The organism is Myroides odoratus (genome assembly GCF_001549985.1).
Taxonomy (GTDB): Bacteria; Bacteroidota; Bacteroidia; order Flavobacteriales; family Flavobacteriaceae; genus Flavobacterium; species Flavobacterium odoratum_A.
This window is the reverse complement of the sequence record NZ_LROZ01000008.1, coordinates 17,741-37,063: the sequence shown is the minus strand read 5'-3', so window position 1 is coordinate 37,063 and position 19,323 is coordinate 17,741. Positions and strand designations below refer to the sequence as shown.

The following is a 19,323-nucleotide window of genomic DNA, read 5'->3' as shown; positions in this document are numbered from 1 at the left end:
ATAAATACGATACAACCACGTCATCTAAAGGAAAGAGATGTACGAGGTAAGGGTCTAGATGTATAAACAGTGTTTTGGCGGTTGCCAAATAGAGGATAAGAAACTACTTTCAAAAACGGTATCGTGAAAACTTTCCACTGGTGTATTGTTCGTTGGAATTTTGACACGATCGATTTTAAGCATAGTCGGAGGGGTTGTTGCGACAAGATGAATAATGGGAGCGTGAGAAACAAATGGAAGTTTCTCATCCGTAGGATCCCCATCTTCTTTGTGGTTATTGTCATAGTGGATTTGTAAAAATCCCCAAATACTCAAATCGGGATTTAATCCCTTGTGTTCGATATAATGTTCTACAAGCAATGGAAACTTCAACAGCTGACCAAATTCAGTTGTTGAAATCAGAAACATAAGCATAAAAAATACGGCTATTTTTCTTTTCACGACGCTTGTTATGAGTTTATTAGATAAAACAAAATTACGCAATCTTTTCGATTTGACTGACGCAAGGTAGTAATTTGTTCAAATTCAAAATAAGGCTAAGCTTAATTCTAATAAAAATCTAATAATTACTTAACATAAAAAGCAAGGCTTCATGCCTTGCTTTTTATGTTTATTTTTATAGCTAGGATAGGGCAGCAGCTGTAAAGGCTAGTCCTAAAAGACCTAGTAAAATGAACATGACCACGAAACCAATGAGGGAGATCACTAAACCTGCAATAGCGAATCCTTTGGGTCTTCTGAAAAGACCAACAATAGAAAGGACTAATCCAACTAACCAACACAACCATCCAATAAAGGGTAGCCAAGAGAAAACAATGGCAACGATGGATAAGATAAATCCAGTTAATCCGATAGAATTGGTCTCGGCTCGGGGTTGATATAGTGGAGGAGGTATGTTTTGATATCCATTGTCTGTTGGAGTTGCAACAGGTTCTACTTGTTGAATTTCAACTGGGTGTTCTTGATTGTCTTCTTGATAATTTGTATCCATAATAAGGTGTTTTTACTCAAATGTAAAACATTTTATCAAAAAAATGTAAAAAACAGTTAATATTTTATTTAAGTTGAGGTGTTGCGATGAGTTGGGTTGGAAAAGAAAGGCATAAAAAAACTGGCATTCCGCCAGTTTTATAGTTTACTGTAAAGCATTCCAACCTTTTGCTTTGATTGGAATTTTCGTATTGTCTCTTGTGATGAGGTGTACTCCTTCACTTTCTTGTGTCATATGTCCAATAACCGTTAAGTTCGGGTTTCCTTTAATTTTGTCATAATCCTCCATCTTTACGGTAAATAACAATTCATAATCTTCTCCACCATTAATGGCGATAGTTGTTGAGTCAATATTGAATTCCTCACAAGTATTGATGAACTGTGGATCCAATGGAAGTTTTTCTTCAAACAAGTTACAACCTACTTTTGATTCGGTACATAAATGCATGATTTCAGAAGATAATCCATCAGAAACATCAATCATACTAGTTGGTTTTACATCAAGTTCTGCCAATAATTGTTTGATATCTGTACGAGCTTCTGGTTTAAGTTGTCTTTCGATAATATAATCGTAAGGAGATAGATCGGGTTGGTTGTTTGGATTGACAAGGTATACTTGTTTCTCACGTTCTAAAACCTGTAATCCCATATAAGCACCTCCAATATCCCCTGTAAGGACTAATAAGTCGTTGTCTTGTGCGTTAGTTCTGTATACTAAATCTTCTTCTTGGGCTTTTCCTAAAGCAGTTACACTGATGATTAATCCTTTTTGAGAAGAAGTGGTATCCCCTCCAATTAAATCTACTTTGTAGTAATTGCACGCTAATGCAATTCCTTCATAGAGTTCTTCTAATGCTTCCAACGGAAAGCGATTAGAAACGGCAATGGAAACAGTTACTTGAGTAGGAACCGCATTCATCGCGCAAATATCAGATAGATTGACAACAATAGCTTTATAACCTAAGTGTTTCAATGGAGCATAGGCTAAATCGAAATGCACCCCTTCAATGAGTAAATCGGTTGAAACAACAACTTTATCTCCTGAAAAGTCAAGAACAGCTCCATCGTCTCCAACTCCTTTTAAGGTAGAAGGTTGTGTAGTAGAGAAGTTTTGGGTTAAATGCTTGATTAAGCCAAACTCACCCAATTGTTCTACTTGTGTTTTACTTTGATTTTTATTTTCAATCATAATTGTGGTTCCTTTTGAAAGGCAAAGTTAAGAAGAAAACTCAACTAGGCCTATAAGATTTAATTTTTGCTGTTGCATAGAAAATACAAAAGCCTTTATTATCAATGAATAAAGGCTTTTGTTTACATTATTTTTTATGAGAATTACGCTCCTGGTTGCCCTTCTGCTTCTTCTCCTTGGTATCGTTTGAATAAATAGTTGAAATGCGTGAAGTATTCGTTGAAATCGTTTTTGAATTGATTCACGAAATCCGCTTGTTTATCTTCTTCATCCACAATAGCCACTAAATTTCTCCAAATCTCTAGTTCAGATAAAATCTCATACGCATAATAGTTCTGATCCTCTAAAGGAAGATTTTTGTAGTAAAATAATTTCTCCTTCGATTTTTCTGCTAACTGTTTAGCGTATTCTTGTGCTAGTTTTGTTTCTCCAATTTTGTAATAGCATTCAACAAATGGGATAACTAATTGGTAATAGCCGTAGTACTGAATTGGCATATTCGTCATTGCCATATCTAGAATATCTTTTGCTTTGGCATTCTTGCCTTCTTCAATTAATTGTTCGGCAAGACGACTTAAATTAATGCGGTAGCTCAAAGCATTTCTGCGTGTTTGAGGATCGTGGTAAATCTTATCACTTCCCATATTTCCCCAGTACCATTTCTTCACCGTTTCGTACATGCGATCTGAATCAATGATACCCATATCTAATGGATGTGCATTTTGACCAGGTGATTTAATCGGTACTAGTTTGTAAATCAATCCTTGTAACTGTAAGTAGTCTTTCATCCAAGCGAAATCATCATTGTTAAAGCTACCTCCAGAGAAATAAACTGGTCTTTCCCATTTGTTATTCGCGATAATATCCAACATGATTAAACGGTGTTTATAAATCGCTTGATCTGTAATGTCAATATCAAGAGAAGGTACGATTTGATCTCTTAAATATGGTGAAACAATATTATTTTTTGCAATCACTGCAGCATCTACAGGAAGACTAAATTTATTTGTCGGGATGAAGTGAAGGGTTGTCCCTGCTTCAGTGATTCGTTTTGTTCGTTGATCGTCAGAGCGAATTACGTCTAACAATAAGGATAAGTCAAAACGTTGATCTGTTTGAGGGTCGATGAGAATCGCATCTCGCTTATTCCCTACATATTGATCATGAGTAAATTTAATAGGCAATGGCTCAGAATCATAAGCTTTGGCTTTCATCTGATCAATATACCAGTCTTGCGTTAGTAAACTCGTACATACCACGCGAACATCCGTACGATAGCCTTCAATTTCTTGTAAGTACCAAAGTGGGAAGGTATCATTATCTCCAATGGTGAAAATAATAGCATTCGGATCACAAGAATCTAAATACGCCCTTGCATTAGCTAAAGCAGTATAGCGATTTGAACGATCGTGATCATCCCAGTTTTGTTGTGCTAATAATACTGGAGCAGCAAGTGTACAACCTGTTAGTACAATTGCACTAGCTAGTTTAGGAGAAAGGTATCTTTTTACTCCTTCATAGATCGAGTAAACACCAAAACCTAACCACATAGCAAAAACATAGAACGAAGGAACAACAGCATAATCACGTTCTCTTGGTTCAAAAGGACGTTCATTCAAGAATACTTTTAAGGCTAGACTTGTAAATAAGAACAGCACCAATAGCACCCAGAACATTTTTGGATCTTTGCGGTAATTGAATACAATTCCCACAATTCCCAAGATAAAAGGCAAGAAGAAATAGGTGTTTCTTCCTTTGTTATTTAATACATCTGAAGGGAGATTATCTTGAGATCCTAAACGGATTTCATCTAAGAATTTTACTCCACTTAACCAGTTTCCGTGTTCTAAATCTCCTTGTCCTTGGATGTCATCTTGACGTCCAACGAAATTCCACATCAAATATCTCCAGTACATATACCCAAATTGATAGGTAAACATATACGACATATTATCAGCGAAAGAAGGAACTTCTATATCTAATGCTTGACCATATTGGCTAAAGAAATTATCTAATTCTTCTACACCAAATTCACCACTTGCTAGCTTTTGTTTAACGCCTTGGTCAAGGTAAATTAATTGTTCATTGTTGGTATAACCTTGAGCGATATTGAAACTTAAAGGTTTAGAATAACGCATGTAGTTGATGCGGTGGTTTTTATCTGTACTCCACATACGAGGTAAAAAGCCTTTGTGCTTTTCATCGAAGTTTTGTCCCGCATTTTTCCATTCGTTAACTACTACATATTTCCCTGTTTTATAATCTCTCTCGTAGTTGGGCTTGTCATCTTTCCAAGGGTTGTTTTTATCTAAACCGACATAAGCTTTTGTGAAGTATGAATCGTAGTAAATACTCTCATCCCCATATTGTTCACGTTGGTAGTAGGCTAATAACTCTGCCGCATCGGAAGGAGTATTTTCGTTGATTGTAACGTTGGCATTTGCGCGAATAGGCAACATCAACCAAGCGGTTAATCCTACACAAACAAATACTAGCGTCAGAATCAACGTATTGATCATTGCATATCCTTTTTTACGCGTATAGTATAAACCGAATACCGTAATTCCGATTAAGAGTAAGAAAGCAAGTATAGTTCCACTGTTGAAAGGGAGCCCTAGTGTATTGATTGCGAAGATTTCTGTTTTTCCAAAGAAAGCTAAAAGTTTAGGAAAGAAAAATGCAAACAAAAAGAATAGGGCAGCAACAGCTGTGATATTTCCAATAATAAAATTCTTAACGGTAACTTTTTCGTATTTTTTGAAGAAGTAAAGTAGTCCAATAGAAGGAATCGTTAACAAAGCCATTAAGTGAACTCCAAATGAGCATCCTGCCACAAGTCCAATCAATAATAACCAGCGATTTCCACGTGGCTGATCCATATCATCTACCCATCTCAATCCTAAATAAAGAAGAATTGCAGTAAGTACCATAGCAGAGGCATATACTTCAGATTCAACAGCATTAAACCAGAAACTATCTGTAAAACTAAAGGCTAATGATCCAATCGCAGCACTACCTAAAACCGCAATGGCGTTAGACGTGTTCCATTCAGATGTTTTGGTTACAATCTTTTTTAAGATATTGGTCATCGACCAGAACATAAAAAGAATGGTGAAAGCACTTGAAAATACAGCTACCATGTTCACCGCTAATGCAATATGTTGGGGAGAGATAGCAAATAGAGAAAATAATGCTCCTAGCATCTGATAAAAAGGAGCCCCTGGAGGGTGTCCTACCTGAAGTTTAGCAGAAGTGGCAATGTATTCACCTGGATCCCAGAAACTAACTGTAGGTTCTACCGTCAAAGTGTAAGTGATTAATGCAACGAGGAAGCACAGCCATCCACCGATTATATTCCACTTTTTGTAGTTGAATGTTAACATATAAGAATATTCTTGGTATTTTTAATCAATATATACAAAGAAAGTCTTTTTTTGTTAGATACGTGTCACATTAAAAAAAAATAATTTTGCATTTTGTTTTTGGATAATATAAAAAAAGTGTTACTTTTGCCTCCGCAATGCAGAAGTAGATGCTACTTTTGAGTTGCAACGTGGTACTGGCCTATGGTGTAATGGTAACACAGCTGATTTTGGTTCAGTCGTTCTAGGTTCGAGTCCTAGTAGGCCAACAGAAAGCTCCTTGAGAAATCAAGGAGCTTTTTTTTTGTTATGGGAAATGATTGTCGGTTATGAGTTATTGTCTAACCACCTCATCGTCTAACCACCTCACCCTCTCATCGTCTCATCGTCTCACCACCACACCGTCTCAATCACACCCCCTCATCACCACACCACCACACCCTCTCACCCTCTCACCCTCTCATCATCTCACCCTCTCATCATCTCACCACCTCATCGTCTCACCACCACACCCTCTCATCTTCACGCGTAAAATAAATATGTTAAAATTTATTTCGCTTTCGATTGATTATTAATGGATTGTAGTAGGAGTCGAACTTGAGCTGATATTATTCTTTCAAAATTCTTTGGTATATATAGAAATAATGCTACTTTTGCATCCGCATTACAGAAGTAATTTACTTTTCAATGCAACGTGGTACTGGCCTATGGTGTAATGGTAACACAGCTGATTTTGGTTCAGTCGTTCTAGGTTCGAGTCCTAGTAGGCCAACAAAAAGCTCCTTGAATTTCAAGGAGCTTTTTTTATGACCTTGTGTGTAAACAAAAAAGGTTGGAATGTGAATTCCAACCTTTTTTTTATCCTTTAAAATTCGGCTTTCTCTTTTCTAGGAAAGCTGTTGTACCTTCTGTAAAATCTTGTGTATTGAAACACTCGCCAAAATGCTTAATTTCTTCGTGGTATCCATTCGTACCGTCTTTGAAGTTTGCATTAATTGATTTGATTGCTTTAGAAATAGCAGAAGATGAATTATTTGAAATCTTTTGTGCAATTGTTTTTGTGAAAGACAATAACTCCGCTTGTTCTACTACATGGTTGACTAAGCCATAATCCAACGCTTTCTCTGCGTTAATCATGTCCGCTGTCATAATTAACTCCATGGCACGTCCTTTACCGATTAATTGCGGTAAACGCTGTGTTCCTCCGTATCCTGGAATTAAACCTAAGGTTACTTCGGGCAATCCCATTTTGGCATTTGTAGAAGCAACTCTAAAATGGCAAGCCATGGCTAATTCCAATCCACCTCCTAAAGCAAATCCATTGACTGCGGCGATGATAGGTTTAGAGTAATTTTGTGCGTAATCAAATAATAATTCTTGTCCTTTTGCTGCTAATTGAGAGCCTTCGCTCACGTTAAAGCTTGAAAATTCTTTAATATCTGCACCTGCAACAAAAGCTTTTTCTCCACTTCCTGTGATAATCACAACGCGAACGGCTTTATCTTCCTCTAATTGGATGAGTGCGCGGTGTAATTCTTCAATGGTTGGCTTGTTTAAGGCGTTTAATTTCGTTGGTCTGTTAATCGTGATAACCGATATATGATCATCCGTTTCAATTAAAATATTTTCATATTCCATATTTCTCAAATTTTTTATTTGGTCAGTGGTAAAGTTACGGTAAAAGTCGTTCCCTTACCAGCTTCAGTTTCAAAGGTAATGGTTCCTTGATAATTTTCTACAATATTTTTGATAATCCCCAGTCCAAGTCCCATTCCACTTGTTTTGGTGGTAAATTTCGGTTCGAATATCTTCGTTTTATCCGCAATAGCAACTCCTGTTCCATTATCTGTAACGGAAATAATGATGTTGTGGTCATCTTGGTAGGCTTTTACTACAACAATCGGACTAGGATTGCTATCTGGAATCGCCTGAATTGCATTTTTTACTAAATTAGTAATAATACGGATCAGTTGTGTCTGATCAATAATAGCGATGATTTCTTTGTCTTCGTGTTCAAAGTAGATGAAGTCTTCCGTAAAGATATCCAAAGATATGCGAATTGTCTTAATGACATCGAGGGTTTCGTTTTGCTGTGCAGGCATTGAAGCAAAGCTGGAGAATGCGGTTGCAACTGAAGACATCGTATCAATTTGCCCAATGAGAACAGCGGAGTAGTCTTTGAGTTTACTGATAATATCGGGATCGTTCGGATCAAATTTTCGCTCGAAACTCTGAACCGTTAAGCGCATAGGGGTTAATGGGTTCTTAATCTCATGCGCCACTTGTTTTGCCATTTCTCGCCAGGCTTGTTCTCTTTCATTCTGTGCCAATCGCTGATAGGTTTCATCTAGTTTTTCCACCATGTCGTTATAGGCATTGATTAGGTTAGAGATTTCTTTACTTGTCGAGATGTCTTCAATCTTCTCGTTTTTCTGTCCTAGTTTGGTACTGGTCATTTTGATGCTCAGTTTATTCAAACTTTGCGTAATATAATTGGACAAAAAGTAAGAAATAGCGATGGACATGATTAACATAATGATGTAAACCTGTCCAAATTTATACATGAAGTTACGCACTTCATTTTCATAAAATTCCGTCTCCTCTGCATAGGGAATTTTAATGATTCCCAAAGGCTTGAATTTTTGATCCTTGAGGTAGCGATAAGCAGTTCGAATACGCGTTTGATCCACTTCTTCGATATCGACAAAGCGCTTGTTTGGAGTGGATTTAATGGTTTTTAAAATGATAATCGGAATATTCGATTGCTCGCCATCAATAGAAAAACTCCCCTTAGAAGAGAGGAGTAATTTACCCTCAAGGTCGTGTATGTGTAATTCCGTATTGTGAATGGAAGCAAGTTCGTGAATCTTGTCTTTAAAAATAAGAGGAAGGTTCTCTGTATTCAATTCATAAGGAGTTGTCGTCAAAATGTAATTGATGTTTTCCGTAATTGAACCCTCTTTTCGCTCTAATCGGTACTGGTGATAGGTACGTGCCTCCTCCTTAAATTGATACACTGAAACAGCCGATATCAATATGGAGGATATGATACTTAAAAAAATTAGAGAAAAAAATATTCTATTTTGAAGGGAGAAACTTTTTAAAAAAAACTTGTCTTTCATTCATTTCCTTTGCGTTGACGAATTTGTTTATAAAGCTTAATACCTATCATTAATACTATAGCCAAACCTAATAGTCCGACTACACCAAATATCCAGTTGAAAGCATTCTTTAAAAATACTAAAAAAACAACAGAGAATAAAATAATTGTTGCTCCTTCATTCCAAATGCGAAAGAAAGAAGAGGTTTTGGTTAGGGTATTGTTGTTGATTTGCTTGACGAATTGATGACATTTTAAATGATAGGCAATCAAGAGAACGACAAATAGTAACTTGACATGCATCCAGGGTTGTTGTAGTAAATAAGGATTGACAACAAAGAGAGAGATACCAAAAATCAAGGTCAAAACAGCTGCGGGCCACGTGATGATATTCCACAGGCGATTCGTCATGATGCGATATTGCTTCTTGAGGATGTCTTGCTCTAGTAGTGGTTTTTCATTTGCTTCTACATAGTATACAAAGAGGCGAACGATATAAAACAACCCAGCAAACCAGCAGACAACAAAGATAACGTGAAGTGCTTTTAAATAGAGGTAGGCCATAGGTGCTGTTATTTAGTTTGTTCCCAAGTGGTAATCCAAGTGGCTAAGGCATCAATAAAGGCATCGTTGTCATTTAAACAAGGAATTGTTTTGAAAGAAGTTCCGCCGTGATGTAAGAACTCATCATGCGCCTCCATTCCAATTTCTTCCAAGGTCTCTAAACAATCAGCAACAAAGGCTGGTGTAACCACAGCTAAGTGCTTAATCCCACTTTCTGCAAGTTGATTTACCGTTTTATCCGTAGGTGGTTGTAACCATTTATCAGGACCTAGTCTAGACTGAAAAGTATTGGTGTATTTCCCTTCGGGAATATTGAGTTTTTCAACTACTTGTTTGGTTGTTTCTAAACATTGGTGTCTATAACAATGTTGGTGAGCCACGGAAGGAGTATTACAACAAGAACCGTCAATTTTACAGTGTGATTTTGTTGTGTCCGATTTATAGATATGTCGTTCAGGTACGCCGTGATAAGAGAAAAGGACGTGGTCCCATTCGTTTTCATCTAAATGCGTTTGAATGGAAGCTGCTAAAGCATCAATGTATTCCTGTTTGTTGTAAAACGCAGGCATACTGGTGATCGTCATATTTGCAAAGTATTTCTTGCGTAATTCTTCGGCTAAAACCTCAATGGTTTCGGTTGTTGCCATAGCAAATTGAGGATATAAAGGAATCATAAATACCTCAGTAACTCCTTTGTCTTTTAATTCTTGTAAGCCTGTTTTGATTGATGGCTCTCCATATCGCATCGCTAGGGCAATAGGTAAGTCAATCTTTTGTTGTAATTTTTTTTGCTGACGTTGCGAAATAACAATTAATGGTGACCCTTCAGGTAACCATACTTTTTGATATGCTGCTGCCGATTTCTTAGGTCTTGTATTGAGGATAATTCCCTTTACTAAGAAAGCTCTCAGTAAATAAGGCATATCGATGACTCTTTTGTCCATTAAAAACTCATCCAAATAAGGTTTTACATCCTCGGGCGTTGGTGATTTTGGCGAACCTAAATTTACAAGTAATATCCCTTTCATTATTGATTGTTTGAATTAATTGACATTAAATATTTTTTAGGCGTGATGCCATATTTCTTTTTAAAAGCAGAGATAAAATGACTGGCTGAACTATAGCCAATCTTTAAACCAACTTCGTTTACATTGTAATTTCCTTCATCCAGTAATTTTCGCGCGTATTCCATTTTGTAATCAAATAAAAAGCTGAATACGGAATCACCATAAATCTGTTTGAATCCGATTTTGAGTTTTTTGATGTTTAATCCAATTTGATCCGCTAGCTCTTGTAACGTTGGTGGTTCTGTCATTTGTTGAATGATGATGTCTTTGGCTTGTTTGATTTTGAGTACATCTTCTTCATCCGATAAGAAAGGACAGTTATCTATGTTCTGTTCCTCGTTATAATTGAAAACAAGGCTGAGTAATTCATACGTTTTCCCTTTGTAAAATAAATTCTTTACTGAAGGATGCATGGATGCATTGAGCATTTGTGTGAGTACAATGGCAATGGCAGGTGTGATTTTTTCTTCCGTATAGTACTTCTTCTCTTTGTTTTCTTCCGTTAGAAAGCCGATAAATTCAGCCTCTGATGAAAATAACGAGTGGAATTTTTTAATGGAAATCATCAAGCAAATAATCGCTGATTGACTTTTTACTTCTAAGTGTACGGGTAACTGTTTTTGAGGATTATATAGAAGCAATGACTTCTCTTCAGGTAAATCCAAGGTATAGGCTCCGTGGTTGTAAATAAACTGCCCGCTGCCTTTTAAACAGAAGTAAAACTGAATAATATCCGTACCGATCTCCTTGTGGAAACTGTAGGGTTGCGGACTAGTATTGTCTATTTTATAAACCGAAAATTCGGGATCTATATTAATTTCTTCTATGGGACTCATAGCGTTATTTTTTTGAAAGGCAAGGAAACGTAATCTTGTATTTTTTATTTAGAATCATTCTATATAAACTCTTTTGTAACCCTTGCTAATACTGCAAATGTACTGTATTATAATGAAATATTGCCAAATGTTTTTCTTTTTCTTTCAGCGTTATTAATAGTCCTTCTGGCGTTATTTTTATCGAATCATTAGCGTTAAATTTGCTTACTTTTGAAATTGAAATAGGTATGGAAAAAATAGATAAGGTCAAATCAACTACTTTTTATGCAGTTGGGTTAAGCTACAAAAAAGCGGATGCCGAGATGAGAGGAAAGTTTAGTTTGAGTGAGACGGCCAAAGAAAATCTATTATGTCAAGCGAAAGAAGAAGGAATAGAAAGTTTAATCGTAATCTCTACGTGTAACCGAACGGAGATTTATGGTTTTGCTCAACATCCTTTTGAATTGATCAAGCTATTGTGTGATAATAGTAAGGGCACGGTTGACGATTTTCAACGAGTAGCCTATGTTTGTAAAAACAATGAGGCAATTCGTCACTTATTTCGCGTAGGTACGGGATTGGACAGTCAAATTCTCGGCGATTTCGAAATTATCAGCCAAATTAAAAATGGCTTTATACTCGCCAAAGAACAAGGGCTAACGACTAATTACTTTGAGCGCCTTGTCAATGCGGTAATTCAAGCAAGTAAACGCATCAAGAACGAAACCGAACTAAGTTCAGGAGCTACTTCTGTATCTTTTGCAGCTGTACAATATATTATGGACCATGTTCCAACTATTTCCGAAAAGAACATCTTGTTGTTTGGAACAGGTAAAATTGGACGTAATACGTGTGAAAACTTAGTGAAGCATACCCATAATGATCATATTGTCTTAATCAATAGAACCAAAGAACGCGCGCTAGAAGTTGCGGGAAAATTTAATTTGGTTGTTAAAGATTATGATCATTTAGAAGAGGAAATCAGTAAATCGGATGTATTGGTCGTTGCAACAGGTGCGCAACAACCTACGGTTGATTTGACGAAACTACAGCTAGATAAACCGCTAACGATACTGGATTTGTCTATTCCTAAAAACGTAGACCCTGCCGTTATTTCTCATCCCATGGTAGAGTTAATCCACATGGATGATTTGTCAAAGATGACAGATAAGACGATTGAAAGAAGAAAAGAATTTATTCCTCAAGCGGAAGAAATTATTGATGAAGTGATGTCGGAATTTGTTGCCTGGACGAAGATGAGGAAGTTTGCTCCGACGATTCATGCCTTAAAAACGCGATTAGAACAAATAAAAGATGGGGAAATTGACTACCATCGAAAAAAATATGAGAACTTTGATAGTGAACAAGCTGAAGTACTGACAATGCGTATTATTCAGAAGATCACCACCCACTTTGCCAATCATCTTCGACAAGAGGAAACAGTTGTAGATGATAGCATTGAATGGATAGAAAAAGTTTTTCAATTAGATACAAGACAAAATGGATAGAGTTATTCGTATCGGTACACGCGATAGCGAGCTTGCTATGTGGCAAGCAACAACAGTGGAGAAGGCATTAAATGCTTTAGGATATCAAACGGAATTAGTTCCAGTAAAATCCGAAGGGGATTTGGTTTTAGACAAGCCTTTATATGAAATGGGGATTACGGGTATTTTTACCAAAACCTTGGATGTAGCGATGATCAATAAACAAGTTGACATTGCCGTACATTCCATGAAAGATGTACCCACTGCTTTACCACAAGGGATTGTACAAGCAGCTGTATTACAACGAGCGAATACAGTGGATATTTTACTACACAAAGGAGATACTTCTTTTTTAGATCCAGCAGAAGAAGCGATTGTAGCTACGGGAAGCTTAAGAAGAAAAGCACAGTGGCTGAATCGTTTTCCAAAACATACACTTGTAGATTTAAGAGGGAATGTCAATACGAGAATGCAGAAATTGACAGATAATGCAGCTTGGAAAGGAGCAATTTTTGCGTCTGCAGGCCTTGATCGCATCAAAAAGAAACCCAAAGGATTTATTAACTTAGATTGGATGATTCCAGCACCTGCCCAAGGAGCAATGGTGGTGGTAGCCATGGCGGATGACTCTTTTGCTTTGGATGCTTTACGTCAATTAAATGATTACGAAGCAGAAATGACGACTCATATTGAACGTCAATTCTTGCGCACATTAGAAGGTGGATGTACAGCGCCAATTGGGGCTATTGCGACCTATAATCAAAAGGAAGAAACGATTGACTTTACAGGCGTTCTTTTGTCTTTAGATGGAAAAGAAAAGTTTGAAATCAACAAAACGGTGCCTATTCAAGAGTGGAAGAAACTAGGATTCTTTGCCGCACAAGAACTGTTGACTAATGGAGGACAAGCGTTGATGGACAAACTGCGTCAAGAATTAAAACGATAAGAGATGCCTACAGTGTTATCAACACGCCTATTGAGTGATGCGCATCATCAACTCTTGCAAACAGCCGATGTGCAGTGGTTGGAAGAGGACTTTATCGCTATAATTCCTCAAGAATTCGCCGTTGAAACTGTGCGTGATATTGTCGTGTTTACCAGTCAAAATGCAGTAAAAAGCGTCTTGAATAACGCGAAAGCAGTAGGGTTGAAAACAAAACCAGCAATTTGTGTTGGAGTTAAAACCAAAGCGCTATTAGAACAAGAAGGATGGGAAGTACTCGCTTGGACACATTATGCCAAAGAATTAATAACAGTAATCGAACGAGATTTTAAAAATAAAAGTTTTTCTTTTTGCTGTGGAAATATTCGACGTGAGGTATTGCCTGCGTTTTTTAGACAACACAACCTTGTTTTTGATGAGTATGAAGCCTATCAAACGGTCAAACAACCCCATCAAATACAGCAAAAAATAGATGGAATCTGTTTTTATAGCCCATCGGGTATTGAGAGTTTTTTACAAAAAAATTCAATTACAACTGAAGTTTGCTTTTGTATTGGTGATACAACAGCAGATGCACTTAAAGAGATTACAACACAGGTGGTGGTAGCAAGTCAACCGACAATAGAAGCTACTGTATTAGCTTGTTTAGCATATTATAAATAGTGTCAGCTAAAATTGACGTAATTAAATGGTTTAGAAATGATTAAAAATGATTTATTCTTAAGAGCTTTAAAAGGAGAAACGGTGGAAAGACCACCCGTTTGGATGATGCGTCAAGCAGGTAGATACCTACCAGAATTCCGTGCTTTACGAGATAAATACGATTTTTTTACCCGTTGTAGAATGCCTGAAATAGCAGCTGAGATTACTGTACAGCCTATTCGTATTGTAAAACCAGATGCAGCCATTCTATTTTCTGATATTTTAGTTGTTCCACAAGCGATGAATATCGATGTGGAAATGAGACCTGGAGTAGGACCATGGGTACCTAATCCAATTCGTTCAGCAAAAGATGTTGAACAAGTAATCATTCCCAACATCGAAGAAACGTTAGGTTATGTGATGGATGCCATCAAAGTAACGAAAGAAATGTTGAACGATGAGGTGCCTTTGATTGGTTTTGCAGGTTCTCCGTGGACCATCTTCTGTTATGCGGTAGAAGGAAAAGGTTCAAAAAGCTTTGATTTAGCTAAAGGATTCTGTTTTTCAGATCCTGTTGCTGCTCATACATTATTGCAAAAAATTACAGATACCACGATTCTATACTTAAAAGAAAAAGTAAAAGCAGGGGTAAATGCCGTTCAGATTTTTGATTCTTGGGGAGGCATGCTTTCTCCAGTAGATTATCAAGAATTTTCTTGGAAATACATCAATCAAATCGTTGAGGCATTAGCACCGATTACTCCAGTTATTGTATTTGGTAAAGGATGTTGGTTTGCTTTGCCTGAAATGGCACAATCGAAAGCATCTGCTCTAGGCGTAGACTGGACATGTAGCCCACAGAATGCACGTTTATTTACAGGTGGAGAAATTACACTACAAGGAAATTTTGATCCAAGTCGATTGATGTCGCCAATTCCAACCATTAAAAAAATGGTACATGAAATGATTGATGCTTTCGGAAAAGATAAATATATCGTGAATTTAGGACATGGTATCTTACCACATATTCCAGTAGATCACGCAAAAGCTTTTATTGAAGCTGTAAAAGAATACGAACACAAGTAAAAAATACCGCAAAAAGGTTTACGAAATGGCGTAAACTTTTTTGCTTTTTATAGAAAGGCTTATGTTAAACAAAGGAGTTAAAAGCGAAGAAGACAGACGAATAGAATCGATTGTCGTAAAACTTTCATCGATTGGATTTGTTCCCGATGATCTAAAGGTAAAGGAAGAAATTGATGTTGAATTAGCCAAAATGGGGTTAACTTATGCTGATCTATTGGAAATGGAAGCAACGGCATTAAATGCGCATTTGCTTCAATTCAATTTCGGATGGGATCGCATGGAGCAGTTCGCCGATGTATTGGTCAATTGGTCAAAGCAAGAAAATCAATTCAAAGCCAAAGCTAAAAGTTTATATACATTCATTCAAAATGAAAGCAAAGCTTTTTCATTCGAAATAATGGCTAAAATAGCTCAACTATAATAGAATAAACGATACCTATACGCTGGTTCAGGTTAACTATGAAAGAAAAATTTTATCAATATATACAACAGCTTCAAGACCAAATCACAACTAGATTAGAAGAAGTGGATGGAGAAGCGAAATTCCAACAAGACTTATGGGAACGTCCCGGAGGTGGAGGTGGAAGAACGCGTGTTATTGAACATGGACGTGTTTTTGAAAAAGGAGGAGTGAATATTTCTGCTGTGCATGGGGAACTGCCTGCTGCGATGCAAAAGTATTTCAATGTAGGGGATGTAGATTTTTACGCTTGTGGATTGAGTTTAGTGATTCATCCTAAAAACCCAATGGTACCAACAGTTCACGCCAATTGGCGTTATTTTGAAATGTATGATAAACAAGGAGCAGTAGTGCGCTCTTGGTTTGGAGGAGGACAAGATTTGACGCCCTATTATCTCTTTGAAGATGATGCTATTCATTTTCATCAGGTATGTAAAACAGCTTGTGATCAACACGATGCTGCTTTCTATCCGTTGTATAAAAAACAATGTGATGCGTATTTTTGGAACGCACATCGCGAAGAAGCTCGTGGTATTGGTGGTTTGTTTTTTGATCGATTGGAAGAAACAACAGCAAAATCAACCCAACAGTGGTATGACTTTGTTACGACAATAGGAAATAGCTTTTTAGATGCTTATGTGCCGATTGTAGAAAGAAGGAAAAACCTTGATTATACTGCAGAACAACGCACTTGGCAAGAAATTAGAAGAGGACGTTATGTAGAATTTAATCTCGTTCACGACAAAGGAACTTTGTTTGGACTAAAAACCAATGGGCGTATCGAATCTATTTTGATGAGTTTACCTCCCCATGTACAGTGGGTGTATGACCATCAACCAGAAGCAGGAAGCGAAGAAGCTAAACTGTTAGAGGTATTAGCTCATCCAGTGGATTGGTTAACGTAACGGTTAACAGTACACCGTAAACTGTAAACCATACACTATCCTTGATAAACAAAAATTGTTTTACTAAAATAAATGAATAATTAGTTGACACGCACTGTAAACCGTTCACCGTCAACTGTAAACCAAATAATATGTTCCCATTACAAAGAGGTAGAAGATTAAGAACAAGTGAGTCCATTCGTAGTCTAGTAAGAGAGACGATTGTAACACCACAAGATTTTATGTTTCCCATGTTTATTGCAGAGGGAACAAATGTAGAAGAACCTATTTTATCGATGCCAGGGATTTACAGAAGATCTGTAGATTTAACGGTAAAAGAGGTAAAAGAGCTCTATGCATTAGGTATTCGTGCAGTCAATATCTATGTTAAGGTAAGTGATCATTTAAAAGACAATGCTGGTACAGAAGCGTGGAATGCTAATGGACTGATGCAAACGGCAATTAAAGCGATTAAAGATGCTTGTCCAGGAATGATTGTGATGCCTGATGTAGCATTGGATCCCTATTCAATTTATGGACATGATGGAATTATTGAAAATGGAAAGGTTGTAAATGATGCAACTGTGGATGCTTTGATGCGAATGAGTGTATCACATGCTCAGGCAGGTGCGGATTTCGTAGCACCAAGTGATATGATGGATGGTCGTGTATTGCGCATGCGTGAAGCATTAGATCAATCAGGTTATACTGATGTGGGTATTATGAGTTATTCTGCCAAGTATGCATCTGCTTTTTATGGTCCTTTTAGAGATGCGCTAGATAGTGCTCCGAGAGCAGATGTTGAAATTCCGACAGATAAAAAAACGTATCAGATGGATTATGCGAATCGCATAGAGGCAATCAAAGAAGCGTTGTATGATGTTGAAGAAGGAGCGGATATTGTGATGGTAAAACCCGGAATTGCTTATTTGGATATTGTACGTGAAGTAAAAGATGCGGTAAATGTACCCGTATCCGTGTATCACGTATCAGGAGAATATGCAATGGTGAAAGCTGCAGCTGAAAAAGGTTGGTTGGATCACGATTTAATCATGATGGAACAATTGACTTGTATCAAACGCGCAGGAGCAAGTATCATCTCTACGTATTTTGCAAAAGAAGCAGCCATCTTGCTGAATAAATAAAAATAGTAAGCTCAGATTTATCTGGGCTTTTTTGTTGTCCTTGTTTGGATATTTCGTTGAGGTGATTGGGGCTAGATGTCGTTTTTTTACATGAAAAGGCGTGATTTGTGAAAGAGTGAACCAAAATTGTTTTTGTACATTTGATACAACAAATAAACAAACAACTCTATGCGTAACTATCTCATCAAAGCGATACCTTTTTTTGCTGCAATTCTATTGATTTCTTGTGGTAAAAAAGAAGAAAAACAACAAATGCCAGAACCCGTATATGAATCTGAACGTGGTGGGGCGACAGAAATGACTAACGCAGAAAAAATTGCTTTAGGAAAACAAATTTTTGAAGGAAAAGGTACTTGTGCATCTTGCCACATGGCAGATAAAAAAGTAATTGGACCTAGTATTAGAGAGATTATTGAAATTTACGATAAACACGATGTGAGTCTAATTTCCTTCCTGAAAGGACAAGAAGAAGCCATTGTTGATCCTGCACAATTTATTATCATGCAGGCTAATTTAGAAATCACCAAGAAATTGAGTGATATTGAATTAGAAGCTTTAGAAGCTTATATGCGCAGCATGTAATACATCCTTTTTTACAGTTATTGTCATCTAAATAAAAAAGCTTGAGTGAAGATTCGTCACTCAAGCTTTTTTTAATTGGTACAGTTCTATAATTTATTTTTTGTGAAATCCTTTTTTCAACGCATTGTGTACGGCTTGGTGTAATACCGTTGCATGTACTTCATCGGGCATATAATCAAAAGTAGCGTGAATCATGGGTTTTTTTTGTAAGAACGAATAGAAGCGCGTCCCCACTTCATACATCATTTCATCTTCTTCTTTGCTTGGAAGACCAACATACACATTGACTGGGTGTTTAATCTTGTTCAACAAGCACACCGTAGTCTCGTCCAATAATTTTTCTTCTCCCCACCAAAAACTTGGGCTTACGATTATGTAATTAGTGAATACAAGAGGGTGTTTGATTAAGAGATAAGAAGACATCAATCCAGCTAAAGATTCACCAACAACCGTACGTTCACTCGTAGTGTTATAGTGTTGATCAATATAAGGAATCAATTCACCTTCCAAGAAAGCAGCATAGGGCTCAGCACCACCGTATTGAGGAAAAAAATCCTTGCTGTATTTTAGCTTATCTAAGAAATCAATATTGGGTACGGCAAACGTAAAATCCCTTCTGCGATTAACGTTTTCAATTCCCACAACAATAGCCTCTGGGAAACGATTGATCCACGGTTGAGCATTCACGCGGAAAATACCTGCCAAATGGATAAAGTCCTCTTCTACACCCCCATCTAAAATATACACCACAGGGTATTTAATGGTGTCATTCGGTTGGTAGTAGGGGGGTAAATAGATATTGATGGTTCTCGTTTCATTTAGAATATTGGATTCCAAGGTAATCGATTCGCCAATCGTTATTTTTTGTGCTTCTTTTTGCCCAAATGCAACAAAAGCCGCGAGACAAAAAACAGGAGCTAGTATTTTGTTTAAAAATGTCATAGGTTGTAAATTAATAAATTCAAATGTAAATAAAATGCTGTAGGGAATGGCAATTTGCCCCATAA

18 protein-coding genes and 2 tRNA genes are annotated in these 19,323 nt (G+C 37.0%); 10 read left to right on the top strand and 10 right to left on the bottom strand.

Annotated features, from left to right (window positions below; translation table 11 throughout):
• Positions 1-54: 54 nt before the first annotated feature.
• The 4 genes from AWV75_RS10165 to AWV75_RS10150 all read right to left on the bottom strand — a co-directional run bounded on the left by AWV75_RS10165 (position 55) and on the right by AWV75_RS10150 (position 5,562).
• Positions 55-441, bottom strand: coding sequence for a hypothetical protein (locus tag AWV75_RS10165; RefSeq protein ID WP_082711066.1), 387 nt, complete (start codon positions 439-441; stop codon positions 55-57).
• Positions 442-622: 181 nt separating this feature from the next.
• A complete protein-coding gene (locus tag AWV75_RS10160; protein WP_060874257.1) occupies positions 623-991 on the bottom strand; it encodes a hypothetical protein in 369 nt (122 codons plus the stop codon).
• 144 nt (positions 992-1,135) lie between these two features.
• Positions 1,136-2,179, bottom strand: a complete 1,044-nt coding sequence (gene thiL / locus AWV75_RS10155) for a thiamine-phosphate kinase (RefSeq protein ID WP_060874256.1) — start codon at positions 2,177-2,179, stop codon at positions 1,136-1,138.
• 143 nt (positions 2,180-2,322) lie between these two features.
• Positions 2,323-5,562 (bottom strand): glycosyltransferase family 117 protein, encoded by a 3,240-nt coding sequence (locus tag AWV75_RS10150; RefSeq protein ID WP_060874255.1) that lies wholly within the window; start codon positions 5,560-5,562, stop codon positions 2,323-2,325.
• 177 nt (positions 5,563-5,739) lie between these two features.
• Between AWV75_RS10150 and AWV75_RS10145 the strand changes: the two genes are divergently transcribed.
• A tRNA-Gln gene (locus tag AWV75_RS10145) sits at positions 5,740-5,810 on the top strand.
• A gap of 432 nt (positions 5,811-6,242) precedes the next feature.
• Positions 6,243-6,313, top strand: a tRNA-Gln gene (locus tag AWV75_RS10140).
• 86 nt (positions 6,314-6,399) lie between these two features.
• Here AWV75_RS10140 and AWV75_RS10135 read toward each other — a convergent pair.
• Genes AWV75_RS10135 through AWV75_RS10115 form a run of 5 tightly spaced genes read right to left on the bottom strand, consistent with a single transcriptional unit; the run spans position 6,400 to position 11,108 of the window.
• Positions 6,400-7,179 (bottom strand): enoyl-CoA hydratase/isomerase family protein, encoded by a 780-nt coding sequence (locus AWV75_RS10135; protein ID WP_060874254.1) that lies wholly within the window; start codon positions 7,177-7,179, stop codon positions 6,400-6,402.
• A gap of 14 nt (positions 7,180-7,193) precedes the next feature.
• Positions 7,194-8,663, bottom strand: coding sequence for a sensor histidine kinase (locus tag AWV75_RS10130; RefSeq protein ID WP_060874253.1), 1,470 nt, complete (start codon positions 8,661-8,663; stop codon positions 7,194-7,196).
• Positions 8,660-9,205, bottom strand: a complete 546-nt coding sequence (locus tag AWV75_RS10125; protein ID WP_060874252.1) for a CopD family protein — start codon at positions 9,203-9,205, stop codon at positions 8,660-8,662. The genes AWV75_RS10130 and AWV75_RS10125 overlap by 4 nt, the downstream gene beginning before the upstream one ends.
• 8 nt (positions 9,206-9,213) lie before the next feature.
• A complete protein-coding gene (gene hemH, locus AWV75_RS10120; RefSeq protein ID WP_060874251.1) occupies positions 9,214-10,233 on the bottom strand; it encodes a ferrochelatase in 1,020 nt (339 codons plus the stop codon).
• On the bottom strand, positions 10,233-11,108 hold the full coding sequence (locus AWV75_RS10115) for an AraC family transcriptional regulator (protein WP_060874250.1): 876 nt from the start codon (positions 11,106-11,108) through the stop codon (positions 10,233-10,235). Before AWV75_RS10115 ends, hemH begins: the two co-directional genes overlap by 1 nt.
• Positions 11,109-11,335: 227 nt before the next feature.
• Between AWV75_RS10115 and hemA the strand changes: the two genes are divergently transcribed.
• The 8 genes from hemA (at position 11,336) to AWV75_RS10075 (ending at position 18,316) form a co-directional block, all read left to right on the top strand.
• Positions 11,336-12,595 carry a glutamyl-tRNA reductase gene (gene hemA / locus AWV75_RS10110; RefSeq protein WP_060874249.1) on the top strand — a complete coding sequence of 420 codons (1,260 nt, stop codon included), beginning with the start codon at positions 11,336-11,338 and terminating at the stop codon, positions 12,593-12,595.
• Entirely contained in the window at positions 12,588-13,520 is a 933-nt protein-coding gene (gene hemC, locus AWV75_RS10105) for a hydroxymethylbilane synthase (RefSeq protein WP_060874248.1), read from the top strand. Before hemA ends, hemC begins: the two co-directional genes overlap by 8 nt.
• Positions 13,521-13,523: 3 nt before the next feature.
• Positions 13,524-14,180, top strand: a complete 657-nt coding sequence (locus AWV75_RS10100; protein ID WP_060874247.1) for a uroporphyrinogen-III synthase — start codon at positions 13,524-13,526, stop codon at positions 14,178-14,180.
• Between the two features lie 36 nt (positions 14,181-14,216).
• Positions 14,217-15,245 (top strand): uroporphyrinogen decarboxylase, encoded by a 1,029-nt coding sequence (gene hemE / locus AWV75_RS10095; RefSeq protein WP_060874246.1) that lies wholly within the window; start codon positions 14,217-14,219, stop codon positions 15,243-15,245.
• Positions 15,246-15,306: 61 nt separating this feature from the next.
• Entirely contained in the window at positions 15,307-15,666 is a 360-nt protein-coding gene (locus AWV75_RS10090) for a hypothetical protein (protein ID WP_060874245.1), read from the top strand.
• Between the two features lie 38 nt (positions 15,667-15,704).
• Positions 15,705-16,610, top strand: coding sequence for an oxygen-dependent coproporphyrinogen oxidase (gene hemF / locus AWV75_RS10085; RefSeq protein WP_060874244.1), 906 nt, complete (start codon positions 15,705-15,707; stop codon positions 16,608-16,610).
• A 131-nt stretch (positions 16,611-16,741) separates the two neighbouring features.
• The gene (hemB, locus tag AWV75_RS10080) at positions 16,742-17,734 is read left to right on the top strand and encodes a porphobilinogen synthase (RefSeq protein WP_060874243.1); all 993 of its coding nucleotides are present in this window, start codon (positions 16,742-16,744) and stop codon (positions 17,732-17,734) included.
• A 168-nt stretch (positions 17,735-17,902) separates the two neighbouring features.
• Positions 17,903-18,316, top strand: coding sequence for a c-type cytochrome (locus AWV75_RS10075; RefSeq protein ID WP_060874242.1), 414 nt, complete (start codon positions 17,903-17,905; stop codon positions 18,314-18,316).
• A 93-nt stretch (positions 18,317-18,409) separates the two neighbouring features.
• On the opposite strand, the gene AWV75_RS10070 is transcribed toward AWV75_RS10075, so the two are convergent.
• Positions 18,410-19,258: an alpha/beta hydrolase gene (locus tag AWV75_RS10070; RefSeq protein ID WP_060874339.1), complete on the bottom strand. Its 849-nt coding sequence runs from the start codon at positions 19,256-19,258 to the stop codon at positions 18,410-18,412.
• Between the last annotated feature and the right edge of the window lie 65 nt (positions 19,259-19,323).

Bases quoted from the DNA above. Each gene is read 5' to 3' on its own strand.
- AWV75_RS10160 (WP_060874257.1), bottom strand. From the start codon at position 991: ATGGATACAAATTATCAAGAAGACAATCAAGAACACCCAGTTGAAATT.
- thiL (WP_060874256.1), bottom strand. From the start codon at position 2,179: ATGATTGAAAATAAAAATCAAAGTAAAACACAAGTAGAACAATTGGGT.
- AWV75_RS10150 (WP_060874255.1), bottom strand. From the start codon at position 5,562: ATGTTAACATTCAACTACAAAAAGTGGAATATAATCGGTGGATGGCTG.
- AWV75_RS10135 (WP_060874254.1), bottom strand. From the start codon at position 7,179: ATGGAATATGAAAATATTTTAATTGAAACGGATGATCATATATCGGTT.
- AWV75_RS10130 (WP_060874253.1), bottom strand. From the start codon at position 8,663: ATGAAAGACAAGTTTTTTTTAAAAAGTTTCTCCCTTCAAAATAGAATA.
- AWV75_RS10125 (WP_060874252.1), bottom strand. From the start codon at position 9,205: ATGGCCTACCTCTATTTAAAAGCACTTCACGTTATCTTTGTTGTCTGC.
- hemH (WP_060874251.1), bottom strand. From the start codon at position 10,233: ATGAAAGGGATATTACTTGTAAATTTAGGTTCGCCAAAATCACCAACG.
- AWV75_RS10115 (WP_060874250.1), bottom strand. From the start codon at position 11,108: ATGAGTCCCATAGAAGAAATTAATATAGATCCCGAATTTTCGGTTTAT.
- hemA (WP_060874249.1), top strand. From the start codon at position 11,336: ATGGAAAAAATAGATAAGGTCAAATCAACTACTTTTTATGCAGTTGGG.
- hemC (WP_060874248.1), top strand. From the start codon at position 12,588: ATGGATAGAGTTATTCGTATCGGTACACGCGATAGCGAGCTTGCTATG.
- AWV75_RS10100 (WP_060874247.1), top strand. From the start codon at position 13,524: ATGCCTACAGTGTTATCAACACGCCTATTGAGTGATGCGCATCATCAA.
- hemE (WP_060874246.1), top strand. From the start codon at position 14,217: ATGATTAAAAATGATTTATTCTTAAGAGCTTTAAAAGGAGAAACGGTG.
- AWV75_RS10090 (WP_060874245.1), top strand. From the start codon at position 15,307: ATGTTAAACAAAGGAGTTAAAAGCGAAGAAGACAGACGAATAGAATCG.
- hemF (WP_060874244.1), top strand. From the start codon at position 15,705: ATGAAAGAAAAATTTTATCAATATATACAACAGCTTCAAGACCAAATC.
- hemB (WP_060874243.1), top strand. From the start codon at position 16,742: ATGTTCCCATTACAAAGAGGTAGAAGATTAAGAACAAGTGAGTCCATT.
- AWV75_RS10075 (WP_060874242.1), top strand. From the start codon at position 17,903: ATGCGTAACTATCTCATCAAAGCGATACCTTTTTTTGCTGCAATTCTA.
- AWV75_RS10070 (WP_060874339.1), bottom strand. From the start codon at position 19,258: ATGACATTTTTAAACAAAATACTAGCTCCTGTTTTTTGTCTCGCGGCT.